General features: G+C 47.3%; 17 protein-coding genes. 6 read left to right on the forward strand and 11 right to left on the reverse strand.

The window, feature by feature from the left end; all coding sequences use genetic code 11:
* The coding region (locus LUQ50_RS13040) for a PLP-dependent aminotransferase family protein (protein WP_300040350.1) at window positions 1-870 on the forward strand (870 nt) is incomplete at its 5' end.
* A 2-nt stretch (window positions 871-872) separates the two neighbouring features.
* On the forward strand, window positions 873-2,216 hold the full coding sequence (locus LUQ50_RS13045) for a hypothetical protein (RefSeq protein ID WP_300040352.1): 1,344 nt from the start codon (window positions 873-875) through the stop codon (window positions 2,214-2,216).
* 43 nt (window positions 2,217-2,259) lie between these two features.
* Here LUQ50_RS13045 and LUQ50_RS13050 read toward each other — a convergent pair whose 3' ends face one another.
* A complete protein-coding gene (locus tag LUQ50_RS13050) occupies window positions 2,260-2,820 on the reverse strand; it encodes a cysteine hydrolase family protein (RefSeq protein ID WP_300040354.1) in 561 nt (186 codons plus the stop codon).
* A gap of 8 nt (window positions 2,821-2,828) precedes the next feature.
* A complete protein-coding gene (locus LUQ50_RS13055) occupies window positions 2,829-3,674 on the reverse strand; it encodes a GNAT family N-acetyltransferase (RefSeq protein ID WP_300040356.1) in 846 nt (281 codons plus the stop codon).
* A gap of 155 nt (window positions 3,675-3,829) precedes the next feature.
* Here LUQ50_RS13055 and LUQ50_RS13060 point away from each other — a divergent pair, with 155 nt between their 5' ends.
* The gene (locus tag LUQ50_RS13060) at window positions 3,830-4,684 is read left to right on the forward strand and encodes a GyrI-like domain-containing protein (RefSeq protein WP_300040358.1); all 855 of its coding nucleotides are present in this window, start codon (window positions 3,830-3,832) and stop codon (window positions 4,682-4,684) included.
* 2 nt (window positions 4,685-4,686) lie between these two features.
* Here LUQ50_RS13060 and LUQ50_RS13065 read toward each other — a convergent pair whose 3' ends face one another.
* A complete protein-coding gene (locus tag LUQ50_RS13065) occupies window positions 4,687-5,415 on the reverse strand; it encodes a 4Fe-4S double cluster binding domain-containing protein (RefSeq protein WP_300040360.1) in 729 nt (242 codons plus the stop codon).
* 143 nt (window positions 5,416-5,558) lie between these two features.
* Between LUQ50_RS13065 and LUQ50_RS13070 the strand changes: the two genes are divergently transcribed.
* A complete protein-coding gene (locus tag LUQ50_RS13070; RefSeq protein ID WP_300040362.1) occupies window positions 5,559-6,122 on the forward strand; it encodes an HdeD family acid-resistance protein in 564 nt (187 codons plus the stop codon).
* Between the two features lie 14 nt (window positions 6,123-6,136).
* On the opposite strand, the gene LUQ50_RS13075 is transcribed toward LUQ50_RS13070, so the two are convergent.
* Both LUQ50_RS13075 and LUQ50_RS13080 read right to left on the reverse strand, forming a co-directional pair.
* On the reverse strand, window positions 6,137-6,661 hold the full coding sequence (locus tag LUQ50_RS13075; protein ID WP_300040364.1) for a flagellin: 525 nt from the start codon (window positions 6,659-6,661) through the stop codon (window positions 6,137-6,139).
* Between the two features lie 99 nt (window positions 6,662-6,760).
* Window positions 6,761-8,167 carry a PAS domain-containing protein gene (locus LUQ50_RS13080; RefSeq protein ID WP_300040366.1) on the reverse strand — a complete coding sequence of 469 codons (1,407 nt, stop codon included), beginning with the start codon at window positions 8,165-8,167 and terminating at the stop codon, window positions 6,761-6,763.
* Window positions 8,168-8,461: 294 nt separating this feature from the next.
* Here LUQ50_RS13080 and LUQ50_RS13085 point away from each other — a divergent pair, with 294 nt between their 5' ends.
* Window positions 8,462-9,061 carry an acetate uptake transporter gene (locus LUQ50_RS13085; protein WP_300040368.1) on the forward strand — a complete coding sequence of 200 codons (600 nt, stop codon included), beginning with the start codon at window positions 8,462-8,464 and terminating at the stop codon, window positions 9,059-9,061.
* 78 nt (window positions 9,062-9,139) lie between these two features.
* Entirely contained in the window at window positions 9,140-10,354 is a 1,215-nt protein-coding gene (locus tag LUQ50_RS13090; RefSeq protein WP_300040370.1) for a cytochrome c biogenesis CcdA family protein, read from the forward strand.
* Here LUQ50_RS13090 and LUQ50_RS13095 read toward each other — a convergent pair.
* The 6 genes from LUQ50_RS13095 to LUQ50_RS13120 form a co-directional block, all read right to left on the reverse strand.
* Complete coding sequence (locus LUQ50_RS13095; protein WP_300040372.1) at window positions 10,347-10,937, reverse strand: hydrogenase maturation protease; 591 nt, start codon at window positions 10,935-10,937, stop codon at window positions 10,347-10,349. The two genes, LUQ50_RS13090 and LUQ50_RS13095, sit on opposite strands and share 8 nt — an antisense overlap.
* Window positions 10,938-10,947: 10 nt before the next feature.
* A complete protein-coding gene (locus tag LUQ50_RS13100; protein WP_300040374.1) occupies window positions 10,948-12,417 on the reverse strand; it encodes a complex I subunit 5 family protein in 1,470 nt (489 codons plus the stop codon).
* Between the two features lie 99 nt (window positions 12,418-12,516).
* Window positions 12,517-12,936 carry an NADH-quinone oxidoreductase subunit B family protein gene (locus LUQ50_RS13105; RefSeq protein WP_300040376.1) on the reverse strand — a complete coding sequence of 140 codons (420 nt, stop codon included), beginning with the start codon at window positions 12,934-12,936 and terminating at the stop codon, window positions 12,517-12,519.
* On the reverse strand, window positions 12,933-13,616 hold the full coding sequence (locus LUQ50_RS13110) for a 4Fe-4S binding protein (protein ID WP_300040378.1): 684 nt from the start codon (window positions 13,614-13,616) through the stop codon (window positions 12,933-12,935). The genes LUQ50_RS13105 and LUQ50_RS13110 overlap by 4 nt, the downstream gene beginning before the upstream one ends.
* Complete coding sequence (locus LUQ50_RS13115; RefSeq protein WP_300040380.1) at window positions 13,613-14,539, reverse strand: respiratory chain complex I subunit 1 family protein; 927 nt, start codon at window positions 14,537-14,539, stop codon at window positions 13,613-13,615. The genes LUQ50_RS13110 and LUQ50_RS13115 overlap by 4 nt, the downstream gene beginning before the upstream one ends.
* Window positions 14,540-16,102 (reverse strand): NADH-quinone oxidoreductase subunit C (locus tag LUQ50_RS13120; protein WP_300040382.1); only part of this gene is annotated, 1,563 nt, incomplete at its 5' end.

Raw genomic sequence — 16,102 nt, forward strand, 5'->3', positions numbered from 1 at the left:
ATTAATCCGGGAAGTACCGTTGCAATCGAACGCCCCGGGTATCTTGGGGCTATCCAGGCGTTCTCGATGTATGAACCTCATTTTGCCCCGGTTACGCTGACTTCAGAAGGGCCTGATCCTGAAGAGTTGAAGCAGGTTCTCTCCAGGGATAATCCCTGTTTCTTTTATGGCGTTCCAAACTCCCAGAATCCATCCGGAATTACCTGGTCTAAAAAGAACCGTGAGGAGGTGGCTGGAGTACTTGACCAATCCGGCATAGTCTTTGTGGAAGATGATGCGTACGGAGAACTCAGGTTCAGAGGTGAACAGATGCCATCCATGAAAAAATTCATCCCAGAACTGACCGCTATGAGTGGATCGTTCTCCAAGATCGTAGCTCCCGGTATGAGGATGGGATGGATCGCGGCTCCCAAACCGATTCTTGAGCAGATTATAACCGTGAAACAGGGCACTGATCTCCACTCAAATATTCTGAGTCAGCGAATCATTGCCCGATTTCTGGACGACTATCCGATTGACACCCATATTGCAAAAATTTCAGCAGCATATGCAAGCCAGTGTGATTGTATGCTGGCCGCCATCAGATCAGAATTCCCGGACGAAGTTGCCTGCACCAGGCCTGATGGAGGGATGTTTATCTGGGTCACGCTCCCCCGTGGATATTCTTCGATGGAACTTTTTGAACGGGCAATACAGAAAGATGTGGCAATTCTGCCAGGCCTTCCATTCTATACTGATGGCGGAGGTGCTGATACCGTCAGGCTGAACTTCTCGAACTCAACACCAGAACGCATTGATGATGGAATTGCCAGGCTTGGACAGGTGCTCAGGGAGTATCTGAAAGAGACTCCACAACTACAGGCATCATAGCGATGACTGATCATCAGGTATCACCACTCCCGGATCCGCCTCTTTCCCGGTATCAGGTCAATCCATTTGATTTTTTTTCAGAACTGCTCTGTGGTTTTTCAGATCAGATGATTCATCTGGTTATCATGCTTGACGGGCAGTTGCAGTATAATACACTCGTTCAGGCTGTCATGCTGGCGACTGAAGCAGAACCGATAACCCGGTGTCGGTTGGTTCAGCTTAACGATATGCTCTGGTGGGAGAAGATTCCTCATATCGGGGGAACGGACCTGGTAATCCGGAGATGTGTCTCTGATCCGATTCACTATCTTGAGCATGCACTATCATATCAGGTAGACCCTTTTTCCGGCCCTCTTGTACAGGCGGTTTATCTTCACCATACCAAAGATCAGGGAGACATACTTGTTCTTAACGCCCATCACACCACGATGGACGGGAGAGGTATGAAGGATTTTGTAAACCTCATTCTTACCTTGTACCGATCATTGATAAATAGTGAAGAAATTCACCTATCTCCATCTCAAATTAATCAGCGGTGCCTTCCCCGGGTATCTTCACTGGTTCCGGATCTTACCAGTCCACCCTCAGGTAAGGTTGCATGGTCTGGGAAATTTTCAGTCCCACTCCGTTCTCTTGACAGTGAGAGAAAAAAGTTCTCACTCCTTCTCATGAACCGGGAACGGGTACAAACCATACAGGCAGTGCGTAAAGTTTGGGGAGTGACAATGAATGATCTCCTGCTTGCCGTAGTTGCCCAGGTCTGCTCCTCACTCATGAAACCGGGTGACAACCGGGCGATCAGTCTGCTTCATACCATCGATCTCCGGCGTTATCTGACTGAAGTACCGGTTCGATCGGTGCTCAACTACTCTACCGCATTTGAGGTTACTGTCCCGGTAGTGCCTGGCGAATCATTGGAAGAGACAACATCCCGGACACATGATCTGATGACACTGATAAAAACACAACATCCGGGCATCGATGCAGTACTGGAAGCAGAGCGGCTTTATGATGCAGGATGCACCTCTGCGCGCAAGGAGATGCAGGAACAGTGGGAGGGAATTTTAGCTGAAGGGAAACGATCTCCTCTCTATACAAATACAGGTATCATCTCTCCGGAAAATCTTGATCCCGGAATTCCGGTCAGCCATGCATTTCTTCTGCCAACCCATAATCATCCTCCCGGATTCTGTTTTGCGATCTCAACTTTTGGAGAACAGATCACATGGTCATCCTGTTATTCCATGCCAGCCTTTGATCCTGACTACATCCGTATGATGTATACTACTCTGGATCAGATTCTCCCCGGTTACTCATCGCAACCTGGTACCTATCTGGCCATATAAGAAGGATGGTTCTCATGACCGCTGGTGGGAGTCATCCCATCCCTTATACAGGGCTGGAGATCTGATTCAGAATTTCAGATACCGGAATAACCCGGGCATACAGTCCTGATAAGGCTGCCAGAAATGCACCCTGAACCTCTGCGGCCGGTATGATGTTTCCGTCCCAGTTCAGATCCCGGGTTGCACATGCATCTGATGCGAGCGTGCAGCGGTATCCAAGGTCTGCAGCTGCACGGACCGTTGCATCCACACACATCTGGGTCATCATACCTGCAATAATGAGATGGTCAATCCCGGCATCAGTGAGGATCTTCCCCAGATTCGTATCTCTGAAACTGTTTGGATAATTTTTCTGAACAATGGATTCACCCGTCTGCGGACAGACCTGTTTATATATTTCTGAACCCGCTGTTCCCGGAATAAAGAAGGAGGCGTCGGGTCTCGTTGAGAGATGCTGAATATGTATTACCGGAATCTTTTTGATCCTGGCAGCCTTGAGAAGGTTTCCTGCCTGAATACCTGCCTCTTCTGCATGAACAAGTTCCATCTTTCCGCCTGAAAAATAGTCGTTCTGAATATCAATCAACAATAACGCTGAACTCATAATTGATCCTACCCTCTCCTGATGAGCAGATGTCTCCGAAGATAAAAACCGAACCGCTCATAAAATCTGAATGACTGCTCATTTCCCTCACAGATTCCGACCCTGTACTCGGTCACTTCCCGCTGACCCATCCATGATAACGCACGGTTCATAAAGGTCGTTCCAATCCCTGATGACCGGTATTCTGGCTGAACAAATATCGATTCTATCTCACCAAAATAACCGGTTGCTGCTGAACTGATACAAAACCCGATAGGCACCTTGTTTGTATCCCGTGCGAGGTGTACAAGCAGTTCCCTGCCTTCATTGGTGGTCAGGACATCAGTACATCGTTCAGAAAAGGATCGGGATTGCAGGTGATCCCTGAAATGCCGGGCATTGCATACATGGTGAATCCGAAGTTGATTCCAGAGATCCTCAAGAAGAGCGAGCCCTTCTGAACCGTACTCCTCATAGGTGATAACCACTTTTTGATCCTGCCTGATATCAGTATGATCCGATCCATCCCGGTGTGCAAGGTCGGGACTGAAAGCAGGTACACAGATTGCCACATACCCGGCGCCATCCGGGGAACTGTATTGTACCCATTCTCCGGCCTGAGCAATTGCAACCTGTCCGCTCTGAACCTGGAACTGGTCAGTCCTGGTGGTGATGAGAAGTGTTCCCTTCAGTACCAGTGAATACTCATCAAATTCAGGAATCTGTCCAGGTTCACTCCAGCCCGGAGGACTATTCATCATAGCAATACTTGCCTGGCTGGTTCCGGAGACTGCCCTCCCGATATACTCCGCGATGCTTTTCGGAGGAGAACCTGCTGCCGGAATGATCCGGGGAGAATCGATAACCCTGACCATGCGATCACGTTAGCTGAGAACCGGGAAAAACAGGATCCTTGTCCCTGTCAAAAGGATATTCATCATAGTCCGAAAATTTTGATATGCCCTGACTCTTCCCCGGGTAAGACTGCGGTCATCTTTACCAGTTTGTGAACCACACATGAGTGTAATCAATGGCAATCGATCAGATCCCGATTGGAAGGTTTTCCCTTATGAGTCATCTCTCTCTGAAGGCATTGCGAATTTATGATCGGAAAGGCCTGTTGGTTCCGGCATCAAAGGACCGGATTACCGGGTATCGAAGTTATTCAGTCACTCAGATTGGAACAGGAGTGGCAATCCGTTCTCTTACACTTCTCGGTTTCAATCTTGACGAGATAGCATCAATGCTTCAGGCAAAAAAGAACGGTGATGATGAGAGGATCAGACAGATTATTGCGGAACGTCGTATCCAGATCGGGAGAGAGATTGACCGGTTACATACCATAGAGGAGATCCTCCAACATCAGGAGTCCTCACTAGAGTTGATACCGATGAGTTATTCAGAACCTGAATTAAAGGATATTTCTCCGATACGAGTGATGAGTATCCGCGACAAAGGAGAATATCAGGAGACCATTGGTCGTCTGATCACCGAACTGTGTACTGTTGCCGAATCCGCTGATTCAGGTCCGTCAGGGTTTCGGGTAGCAGGGCCACCGATGAGCATTTATCATGATGGGGAATACCGGGAAACCGATGCAGATATTGAGGTTGCGTTTCCAGTGCTTGGCAGATTACCAGGTGATGATGATCGAGTAAGGGTGTCAGTCCTGACCGGGGGCCGGTTCCTGACGCTCCTTTACAAAGGGCCATATATGGGGATTCATGAAGGGTATTCCCGGGCATATGCGTATGCTGCAGAAAACGGATTATCGCTTGGTATTCCTGGCAGAGAGTTGTATCTCAACGATCCAGGTGAGGTTCCTGAACATGAACTGATGACTGAGATTCAGATACCGGTTCTCGGTGAATCTGAATCACGTTGATATCAGAGAGTTATCTTTTTCGAAGCCCGTTTTCCATAAGGGCAGACATAGAGGCACATTCCACATACCGCCTCTTTTCCCTGTTCCCGCAGTGAAGAGAAATAGCGGTCGCATTTTGAGGCGTCAAATCTGACTTCTCGTGTATCCTCTTCTCTGAAAGGTTCTCCGGTGAATGCGTGTACCGGGCAGGAATCCACACATTCCTGACAGGTTCCGCACCGCTCATCCATCGGTGTGCCGGTTGGAATCAGGGGTGCATTGGTCAGAACGCTTCCCCATCTGACACGTGGTCCAACTGTAGGAGTGATAAGCAGACAGCTTTTTCCGATCCATCCAAGACCTGCACAATGTGCTGCCAGTTTATGTGAGAAAAATGCGGCGATCTTGGCTTTTTCCGTTCTGGTTGATGCAGATACCGGAAGTGCTACATACCCTTCATGCTGTATTCGTCCGGCTATCTGTGAGATCAGGATATCGAGTCTGGTATTAATAACGTCATAGGATTGATGCCGGTACTGAATTGAGCCTGATTCTGAGTTATCAGGCAGAAGATCAACAAGTGGATGGATCAGGTTCATACCAATAGATATGGCATATGGAAAACCTGCGAGGCCGTCTCCTCCCTGAGCCCGGACCGCATCACTGGCAAGTCTGAGATCGGCAATACCAAAATGATCGACACATGCCTGTTCTGCTATCGTCCTGAGTGCCTCATCCAGAGACATGGTCATATGAGTTCAGCACCAGAACAGATACCTGTGACGATCTATTCTGTCTCAAAGAAGACCTCTCCTGAAGATGACCTGATCATATCCAATGTTGACCAGATCTGAATCTGAAGTATATTTATAAGGAAACAAGAATATGTAGTCATATGTCTGAAACCGTAGAAACATCAGATGTACAGGCTCTTGCCTGCGTTGGGACATTTCCCTGGTGGAACGTTTTGCTATGGGGAATCTGTGCCATTATTATTGGGATACTCTTCCTCATTACCCCGGTGATCACTACGCTTGCCATGATTACCTTGATCGGAGCCTGGTGGTTTGTTGGAGGGATCTTTTCTCTGCTCAGTCTTACCACAGATCGGTCAAACATGGGCCTGAAAGTGATCTCTGCAGTTCTCAGTCTCCTTGCCGGTCTGGTTATTCTCTGTTATCCGCTCATTAGCACACTGGTTATTCTACCGTTCTTCATAATGATCATCGCAATATGGGGGATCATTATTGGAGCAACCCAGTTGTATCATGGATATCAGGCGAAGGACTGGGGGTCAGTAGCACTTGGTCTGCTCAGTGTTATTTTTGGTATTCTTTTGCTGGTGTATCCACTTGAAGCAGCCCTCTCTCTTCCATTCGTGGCAGGACTCTTCGCACTCATTGGTGGAATATCAGCAATAATGGGTTCTTTTAATCTGAAAAAAATACAGACCCAGTAATCTCTTTTTACAAGTTATGAGATGTACCCGCCTGCAAATGCAGTTGGCAGGGTTCGCTGAATCAGTGTTGATGCTCCCAGCGGGGGTTTTATCTCAAGTGAGAATGAACCTCCAACCATCGGTCCCTCCATATTTGCAGCATCAAGATCCAGACGGATCCTGGTGCTGGCACCGGGAGAGAGGAGTCCTGTATGTGGTGTTACAGCACTCAGGGGAATCTCACCGCCAGACCCGCTATCCCTGACATAATAATAAACCATTTCAGAGAGGTCTATTGCTTCTCCGGTTTCAGGAACACTGATACTGATGCTCAAAGACTGCAACCCACCATTACTCTCACTATATGTCCCTCTGATGAAGCCATCAGTGATGACGGTAGAAGTACTCTGTTTGACACCTGCGTAGGTTACTTCCTGAAACCGCTGGGTGGCGAAAAAACCGGTACTCAACATCGTATACCCGAATATTGCTGCAACTACGACAAAGGCTATTAGTATTACCGCTGCTTCAAGTCCGGAGAAACCTAGTTCCTTTCTCATGTGAGTCATTCCGGTATGGTATACACCCATTGATTTTGAAAAATTTAAGGTTTCAGATGGTTCGCTCAGCTGTTGTTCTATGATCCAGTTCCCGGTATCTCAAGTATATTCAATATCGTTCGGTACCATCCGATATGATCCTGAAGAAACGCTGATCTCAAATCTTACCCCATTACCAGGAATACCGGTTTCAGTAATGGTCATCTTTGTGATTGCAAGTATTTCACGGGAGAGAAACAGGCCTAATCCGGTATTTTTTCCAAAACCCTTTGTGAACAACCTTTTTTTATCTGCTTCACTGATACCGGATCCGTCATCAGTATAGATGATCTTCAGGGAATCCCTGTCATTTTCGGTAGTTACGGTTATCCGCGATATGGTTCCTCCATGGCGAAGACTGTTCTCCATGAGATTAAAGAAGACCTTCTCGATTAGTGGTTCAGCATAGATCTCAATACACCCGGCCTTATTCTCAACATTGATTCCAGTCAGGTCCAGAGACTTCATCGCCCTGCCGATAAGACCTGATAGTAACTGCCACTCAGGTGGTTTAATCCCGACGTCCTGATACATCCGGGTAAATTCGATCTGTCTCTGGATAATTGATGTAAGTTGGGCTGATTTGGATAGAAATCCTTCCTGTTCCGGGCTTGTACATTTTTCCCGGCTGAATTCAAGATATCCGGTCAGTGCGGTTATTGAATTGAGAATATCATGCCTGGTAATTGAGGAAAGGATAGAGAGTTTTCGGTTTGTCTCCATTATGGCATTTTCCAGTCGTTTCCGATCGGTGAAATCGATAATAATGCCGACAATACCCGCGAAAGCCCCGGTTTCGTTTGAAAAGACAGCCTTATTCATGATAATATCATGAATTTTTCCATCAGGACCCGGAATCTGTGCCTCATATTGGACACTTCCACCGGTAATGAGGAGTGCGGTATCACGTATTTCATGTTCGTGTGCAAACTCCTCAGGAAGTATATCGTGAACCGTTTTTCCAAGGATCTCTTCTTTTTTAACCCCGATTAGTGTGTCCCAGGCCCCATTGGAACCAAGATACCGGCCTTCAGTATCCTTATAAAATATTGGATTTGGTATGGTATCCATGAGAAGCTGAATAAATGCATTATCAGCGATTATTTTATTTTCGCGTTGCTGCTGCTCGGTGATATCACGGATAATATGAATGCTGACAACCGGGCTTTCATCAGAGGTGAACAGGGGAGTACAACTCACATGGTAGAACCGTTGATTGATACTATTGTAAATTTCTGATGCATGCTCTTTTTTATCCAGTATCAGAGCGGTGTGAGGGCAGGTAACGATCGGATTTGAGGTCCCATGAACAATTTCAAAGCAGTGCATTCCGATAACCTCATCCGGTGTTACCCCGAGATGGTCAGCCATTGCCGTGTTCACTTTTTGAATCCGGTGATCCGGCCCTATCAGGGAGACCATATCCGGAATCGCATTAAATATCCGTTCCCATTCGGTATTGTCCATATGTTACCCAGTTACATATTGTCTTTTCATCATTGAAATTTTGGTGTACTTCTGCGGTTTGTGCTATACTGATATCAAATAAACCGTCTCTGCTTTGGAACCTGAATACCTATTGAATCTCTTCAGATTTTTTATAGCCATAACCCGTCGGATTTTTTTGCGAATGCCTAAAATTGTTCTGGATTTTACGGAAATATATATACCTCCTGACGTGTACCCTCATTAATCCGATTTCTGGGGATTATTCATATTCGAGATCCAGCTTTTGAAGAATCCCTGGTGTGAGGTGTATGTATGGGACAGTCAGAACCTTCAAACAACAAGATGATAATTGCAGAGATAACTGCAAATCCTGCCCCTTTAGGACTGCTCGGATTTGGAATGACGACAGTGTTATTAAACCTGCATAATGCCGGTTTTTTTACCCTTGGTTCCATGATTCTGGCAATGGGAATTGCATATGGAGGAGCCGCTCAGGTAATAGCCGGGATTATGGAGTGGAAAAAGAATAACACATTTGGAGCCACTGCCTTTACCTCGTACGGGCTCTTCTGGATCTCGCTGGTACTCATTCTCATTCTTCCTAAGATGGGACTGGCTGACGGAACAGGTGGTAATACCGCTATGGCGTCCTACCTTGCGATGTGGGGCTTATTTACGGCATTCATGTTTGTCGGAACGCTCCGGGCAAACCGTGCACTCCAGTTTATCTTTGGATCACTGGCGATTCTCTTCTTCCTGCTCGCCCTGGGTGATATCACCGGTATTGAAGCAATCACCCGCATTGCCGGATATGAAGGAATCATCTGTGGATTTTCAGCCGTGTACACCGCTCTTGCACAGGTAATCAATGAGGTTCATGAGCGGACCATTCTACCTATCTGGCCGGTATAATACCGATCATTTTTTCTTTTAGAGTTGATGCAGCGAAATTCTGTTATATATTGTAATTAATATTATAATCAGAATTCTATGGTTTTTTTTCATATCCAATCTGGTCACCCGGTACGGGCAGTTCTGATCGCTCTCCTCCTCTGTTGTCTCTTCTCTGGTCTCCTGGTCTCGCCAGTCCCCGGGGCTGTATATACAGGAGACGGGACTGATCTGAAAGAGGAGAATATCAGTTCCTATATTCAGCATGATCTATCCCAGATTACCAGTGGTATTCCATCAGGAGAACTGATTTTTTTTACGAACATCCATTGTGAAGCATGCCATAATGCTGACGAATTTCTACGTACGATCTCCCGTGATCATCCAGGAATTACGATTGCCCCCTACGATCTGTTTAACAGCACTGAAAACCAGACCATGTTTAAAAATTACAAAAACGCTCACAATATTAAATTTCTCTCAACACCCACTATCGTAATCGGAAATCTTACGCTTGAAGGAAATTCTGACATTGAAAAGAACCTTGGTGAACTGTTAACCTTACAGAAACAGCACACGAGTTCTTCAGGTTTCTTTTCTCTCCCGACCCTGTCAGGACAGCAGGATGGTACTTCTGACAGCGACATTCCGTTACTCATGATCATCGGAGCAGGATTGCTGTATGGAATAAATCCCTGTGCTTTTGCAGTCCTTGTCTTCCTGCTTGTCTATCTGATGGCTCAACTGAGCAAAAAAGCGATTTTGACAGCCGGACTCGTGTACACTGCCGCTGTTTTTATCTTTTACTACCTGTCAGGAGTTGGGTTATTCACGGTGATTCAGACTACCGGAGCAACAATGATCTTCTCGATTGTTGCAGGATGCGTTGCGCTTGTAGCTGGTATTCTCATGATAAAAGATGCCATATTCCCAAAAGATAAACCTACGCTGGGAATCCCTGCTTCGCAGTCAGGCCTTATCAACCGGGTAATAAAAACAGGGACATTACCTGCTGCATTTGTCCTAGGCATTCTCGTGGGAATGTTCGAACTCCCGTGTACTGGTGGCATATATCTTTCAATCATCTCGATGATATCCTTTAAATCCAATATCAGTCAGGCCCTGGGCTACTTGTTCATCTATAACATCGCCTTTGTGATGCCTTTGATCCTTATCCTGGTGCTCGTCACCTTCGGGCTTCCTCCTGAGCGGGTGAATGAGTGGAGAATTGAACAGCGTCGTGCTCTAAGGGGAATTATAGGAGCAGTTCTTATTGCATTTGCTCTCTTTATCCTGTTTGAGGTCTTCAGATAATATCCCAAAATTTTTTTTCCTGGTCGAAGTTCTGACAGGTCTCTCTCCTGCTATTGGTGATGATCCCTGCATCACCCTTTCTTTCCTCATTTGTTGCAGTAATTGATGAGTATATCAAGGCTGCACATTCCCTGATCGAATACTCTATTCCTGGAGAAAGTCCTGGTTCATCATGAATTCTTGCATACTGAATCCCGATAACAAACACATCTGCTCCGGTCTCTTCTGCAAGATATTCGAGTATGAGATCAAGGGAGAGGGTATGAGTGCTTCCCCGAAATCTGGCGATCTCTTCAGGTTCAATGATCTGAATCTCTCCTGGAAGAGATCCAAGATCAAGGGCATCAAAAAACACAATTGCTGAAGGTTTCAGTCGTTTTATTACACTGGTATATTCTTCAGGTGCAACACCGGCATCGATCCGGTGAGAAAACGATTCATGCAGGAGATCCAGCAGGATGGGGCCTATGGCATCATCCCCCTTCATCCGGTTACCAACTCCAACAAATATAATTTCATCCGGATCCAGAGAGCCAAGCCTGAGTGAAAGTTCACTCCAGATTGTTCCGGGTAAATTCTGCATCAAAAAAAAATCATCCTCTCATCTGGTAAATGGTCTCTGCAATCTGTTCCAGACTTCCTGAAACCAGATCAGGAAACAGACCGATGAGTACACATAAGGCTACCAGAATCAGGATCGGAAGCATGGTACAGAGCGGGGGATCCCGGAGATTCCTGAATGCATCCTGCGGTTCACCCATGAATATCAGATAGAATGCCCGCATCAGGCATATGAAAATGATAATACTGGTTATCCAGCCAAATATTCCGAAGATGGTAAGATCCAGTCCGAAGACGGAGAGCAGAACCGGAAACCCTGCTTCGACTGAACCTTCATAGATGATCTCCTTACTGATGAATCCGTTCAGAAATGGAACTCCTGACATCGCAAGCGAAGCGATGAGAAAACATAGACCCGTCAGTGGCATTACCTTTGCGAGCCCGCCCATCCGGTGAATTCGCAGGGTCTTTACCTGAAAGAGGAGAACTCCGGCGATGAGAAAGAGACTACCCTTAAAGAGCATGTGGTTGAGGATATGAAACAGGGACCCGTAGATTGCTACCGGTGTTGCCAGACCAAAACCGATTACAATGTATCCCATCTGGCTGATACTGCTCCAGGCGAGTAGCCGCTTGATATTCTCAGCAAAAAATGCCATTATCCCGCCGATTACCATATTCAGCGTCCCTACAAAGAGGACAATGAGAATGAGCGTATCTATTCCTGACAGGATGTAGAACGGGTACATAACCTTCACCATACCGATGAGCCCGGCCTTGATCAGGATACCTGACATGGTGGCACTTACCGGAGCAGGAGCGTCGGCATGAGCGGGAGGAAGCCAGATGGCACTGAGGGGAAATAGTCCTGCTTTGGTTCCAAATCCAAAGAGGAAGAGAACGCCCAGGAGGAAAATATCAGGTGGAGCAATTGTACTGATATCCATCTGCCTGAGATCCAGGGTTCCGGTGCTGCTGAAGAGGATGAATGCCCCGTATACAACCAGGATGACCTCCACGATACTGATCCCGAGATAGATATACGTGGCTTTAATTGCCCGTTTCGTCCTTCCGTACAGGATCAGGAATGCACTGGTGACCGTTGCCGCCTCAAGAAAGACGAGCATGACAAGGACATTATAGGTGCAGGCCATCCCACACATCATACCGGCGAGCAGGAAATAAATGATGAAAAAAGTTGCGTCAAATTCGGTCTTTTTACGATATATAAAAGAATAGCAGAGAACCAGCGTCCCGAGGAAGGTGACGAGGGTAGAGATAAACATCCCGGCGGCATCAAGCACGAGTGGTCCGAGCGAGATCTCATCGATCATCCCATTCAACAGGGCAAGAAGATATCCGAGATCCACGATAAAGAGGGCGACCATACAACTGAGAATGAATACCTTCTGAATTGGTTCAGAAAACCTAAGCAGGAGATACACGATCACCGCTCCCAGAAGTGGGAAGAGGACCGGGACCAGAGCAAAATATTCAAGCATCCCTGCCTCCTCCCAAGTGGTTATTAGTTACCATTTTTTCGTCCGGAATCTTCAGAACGAACACCGGAACCTGGTATGAAAGGTTGTACATCTCAATCATCAGAATGTTCTCATTACTTTCAGAATCCCGTCGAGAATTGCTTCCGGCTTTGGCGGACATCCCGGAATCCGGACATCAACCGGGATGATCCGTTCAACCGGCCCGGCAATTGAGTAGTTCTCATTATCAACAAATACCCCTCCTGAACACCCGCATGCACCCATCGCAATCACCCGTTTGGGGTCAGGGGTTTGTGCATATACCCGCTCCAGGAATGGCTTGGTATGGAGTGGGACAGGACCTGTCACCAGAAGAATATCGGCAAACCTGGGTGATGATACTAATTTGATTCCAAGCCGCTCGAAATCATATCTTGGTCCCATGCATGCCAGAATTTCTAAATCACACCCATTGCATCCACCAGCATGAGCATGATAAACCCATGGCGACCGCTTCATAAAGGTATGAGACATGCTCATATGAACTTCCTCGGATGTGTATTCCACTCAATGCTCATCTTTCTCCTGCAGGAGATGCAGGCGGTCAGATATCGTTCCATATCTTTCCTGACTACCAGAGCGGTATCTGGTTGCAGGTTCTCAAGAACCCGTTCTGCGATAACCCGTAGAAACGTTTCAGTGACCGGCATTACTTCTCCACACACCGGACAGGTCTGTAGCGTCAGGGTGGTATCAACCGTGTCATCCCGTTCATGAATTTCATGAGAAAGGCTGATCTGTGCTGCAAACCGGTCAGCAACTGTAATATCCAGATCGTTGTCGGTCAGGCTGAGCCAATCCGCATTACCAGGATGTGAAAGATCTGATGACTGCTGTTGTCCATTCCTCTCTGAAAAGACCGGTCCGGCTGTGAGATCAAGTGCTCCTTCCGGACAGACATCAGCACATCGTCCACAGAAGATGCACCTGAGACTGTCAATGGAGATTGTTCTACTTGTACCTTCATCAGTACTTGAGGTGGCTCCACTCGAACAACGTTCATTACAGGCACCACATCCGGTGCATCTGGTCTCATCCCGTCTGGGGAGTCCACGTGATCCTGAAGCAATGAAACCGAATATATCTCTGACTGTTGGCGGCTTTGTCCATAACCGGGAGAGCAGTCTGCCGTATGCCGTTATTCGGGTCTTCAGATTCATAGCAGATACCTCGGTATTGCTGCCCAGAGAACCGCGATGATCGAGAGGACGAGTGGGACCTTGAATAACCACCAGGTAGCCTGATCAATTCTGAACCTTCCAAAAAGGGAGTGGACAATTCCAATCAGCAGACAGGTTACCCCGGCTCCTGCTATAAAGACCAGGACTGCAGTAATTCCTGTTGATGGAACCCAGAGGAAGAGATCGGTAAACAGAGCTACCAACACAAAAAGCATGATAACCTTGGTGGCTTCAAGCAGGCCAAGAAGTTTACCGCTGTACTCGGTGGTAAGTCCGCTCACGATCTCAGACTCTGCTTCTGCGATATCAAACGGCTTCATATGGAGCTTAACCAGGATTGCAAGAAAAACCACGATGGCAGCAAAAGGATTGGTGATCAGATTGAATCCCATCATCACCTGAATCGAGAGGGTATCATAGGTGATTGCCAGGGCAAAGGTTCCAAGGATGAATGGGATCTCATTGGTGAGCATCAGTTCAATCTCCCTGACCCCACCTATTACGGCAAATAGAGAGGCACTGGTAATCCCTCCGATGATAACAAAGAGGAGTTCTCCCATCAGGAGATAAAAGAGCACAACCAGATCAAATGAGTATGAGAATGAGACTCCTGCTATCGGGACGAACAAACTTGCAAGAATGCCTGAAAGAATAGCAAGGATTGGTGAGATAATAAAGAGCGAACCTGCAGTTGCGGGAATGTTTGTTTTTTTGGAGAACAATTTGAGGATATCATAGAGTGGTTGTAATATCTTGGAATAATTGATATCATGCCATTGAGGGGGAACACGAACCAGTGGTCCTCTTCTCCCCTGAATTCTGGCATTTACCTTTCTGATACCGAATGAGAGAAATATCCCACAGCAGAATGCTATCAATGGATTAATCCAGAAGAGATCCATTTAACCTCCACATTGTCTCAGGTTGATGACTTCTTCCCCGGATTTCCTGACGATGGTAGCCCGGTCGGCACACGAGAAGCAGGGATCTACACTACCGATGACTACCGGGACATCCCCCAGATTTCCTCCATTGATCAGGTTGAGCATGATCCTGGCATTCGGGTAGGTCGGAACCCGAAGCCTGACAAATTCAGGAGTGTTCGTACCGTTTGAAGCGACATGATAGAGCAGTTCCCCCCGGGGGGGCTCTGACTTTGCGATGCTCTCACCGCATGGCAACTCGTTCACTGGTCCGATGATCGGGGATGATACTGATTTGAAAGCATCGCAGCACTGCTCACAGATATCCAGAGAAATGAGCAGTTCCCGCATCCTGACTCTCATCCGTGCAAGACAATCCCCCCCGTTCTCGGTCACCATCTCCCAGTTGAGATCTTCGTATGCTCCGTAAGGTGAATTTTTCCTGATATCAACCCTCAAGCCGCTACCCCTTGCAATCGGTCCGACTGCACCGAGTTTCTTTGCATCTGCAGGGGTGAGTATCCCGGTATGCCTGAGCCGGTCAATAAAGATATCATTTGCTTCGAGCTGCTCAAAGTAATCGGGAATCGATTGTTTCAGTCCTGACAACTTTGACCGGATGAAATCAGCATCAACCCGGGTAATATCATTTCTTACTCCGCCGAGTGTCATCATCCCGTGACTGATCCGCTGACCTGAGATCACCTCAAGACTGTCAAGAATATCTTCCCTGAGTCGGATCGAGTGCATCAGCATGGTCCGAAATCCGGTCAGATCACAACTGAGACCAATTGCCAGCAGGTGACTCTTCATCCGTTCGAGTTCACAGAGTAACGTCCGGGTGTATTGTGCTTTTGGCGGGACCGCAATATCCCCGATCTTTTCTACTGCCAGCACAAAGGTCATGGACTGATGAACATTGCAGAATCCGCATATCCGCTCTGCCAGAAAAATATCCTTGTAGTAGTCTCTCCGTTCCATGAGTTTGATGATACTGCGGTGATTGAATCCGAGTTTCAGGTCAGCGTCTATTACTGTCTCGTCTTCAACTGACATCTTCAGATAATTGCTCTCTATCAAAGCCGGGTGGTACGGGCCGTATGGCACCACCGAGAGTGGCTGGTTGAAGATATGATCCCGTGGCGGGGTTTTTTGTGGGCTGGTATTGATACGGTCGGTGGTCGGATCTCGGTCCGGAGCTGCTCCGGTGTGCATGTCATCCCAGTTCAATGGAAGCCAGAGATGTCTGGGATCCGGATGGTTTTTCACCCTGACACCCAGAAACTCGATCATCTCCCGTTCAGACCAGTCAGCCTGGGTGGTAATGGGGGTGACAGATGGGACTGACGGATTATTCCGGTCTACTATCGTTCTGAGCTGCAGATGCCTGCTGGGTGTTTCTTCATCATAACAGAAGTAATAATCAAGTCTGATTCCGGGGATCCCAAGATCCACTCCTGATGCATACATGAGACTGGCAACAGACTCCATCATCGACGATACTTCTGATTCGAGATCTGCAACCGCTATCTCCCTGACCCC

The organism is Methanospirillum sp., from assembly GCF_028679455.1.
Taxonomy (GTDB): Archaea; Halobacteriota; Methanomicrobia; order Methanomicrobiales; family Methanospirillaceae; genus Methanospirillum.

Coding starts and splice junctions, on each gene's coding strand:
- LUQ50_RS13070 (WP_300040362.1), top strand. CDS start 5,559: ATGTCTGAAACCGTAGAAACATCAGATGTACAGGCTCTTGCCTGCGTT.
- LUQ50_RS13080 (WP_300040366.1), bottom strand. CDS start 8,167: ATGGACAATACCGAATGGGAACGGATATTTAATGCGATTCCGGATATG.
- LUQ50_RS13110 (WP_300040378.1), bottom strand. CDS start 13,616: ATGAATCTGAAGACCCGAATAACGGCATACGGCAGACTGCTCTCCCGG.
- LUQ50_RS13095 (WP_300040372.1), bottom strand. CDS start 10,937: ATGCAGAATTTACCCGGAACAATCTGGAGTGAACTTTCACTCAGGCTT.
- LUQ50_RS13045 (WP_300040352.1), top strand. CDS start 873: ATGACTGATCATCAGGTATCACCACTCCCGGATCCGCCTCTTTCCCGG.
- LUQ50_RS13115 (WP_300040380.1), bottom strand. CDS start 14,539: ATGGATCTCTTCTGGATTAATCCATTGATAGCATTCTGCTGTGGGATA.
- LUQ50_RS13065 (WP_300040360.1), bottom strand. CDS start 5,415: ATGACCATGTCTCTGGATGAGGCACTCAGGACGATAGCAGAACAGGCA.
- LUQ50_RS13075 (WP_300040364.1), bottom strand. CDS start 6,661: ATGAGAAAGGAACTAGGTTTCTCCGGACTTGAAGCAGCGGTAATACTA.
- LUQ50_RS13085 (WP_300040368.1), top strand. CDS start 8,462: ATGGGACAGTCAGAACCTTCAAACAACAAGATGATAATTGCAGAGATA.
- LUQ50_RS13090 (WP_300040370.1), top strand. CDS start 9,140: ATGGTTTTTTTTCATATCCAATCTGGTCACCCGGTACGGGCAGTTCTG.
- LUQ50_RS13105 (WP_300040376.1), bottom strand. CDS start 12,936: ATGAGCATGTCTCATACCTTTATGAAGCGGTCGCCATGGGTTTATCAT.
- LUQ50_RS13100 (WP_300040374.1), bottom strand. CDS start 12,417: ATGCTTGAATATTTTGCTCTGGTCCCGGTCCTCTTCCCACTTCTGGGA.
- LUQ50_RS13055 (WP_300040356.1), bottom strand. CDS start 3,674: ATGGTCAGGGTTATCGATTCTCCCCGGATCATTCCGGCAGCAGGTTCT.
- LUQ50_RS13050 (WP_300040354.1), bottom strand. CDS start 2,820: ATGAGTTCAGCGTTATTGTTGATTGATATTCAGAACGACTATTTTTCA.
- LUQ50_RS13060 (WP_300040358.1), top strand. CDS start 3,830: ATGGCAATCGATCAGATCCCGATTGGAAGGTTTTCCCTTATGAGTCAT.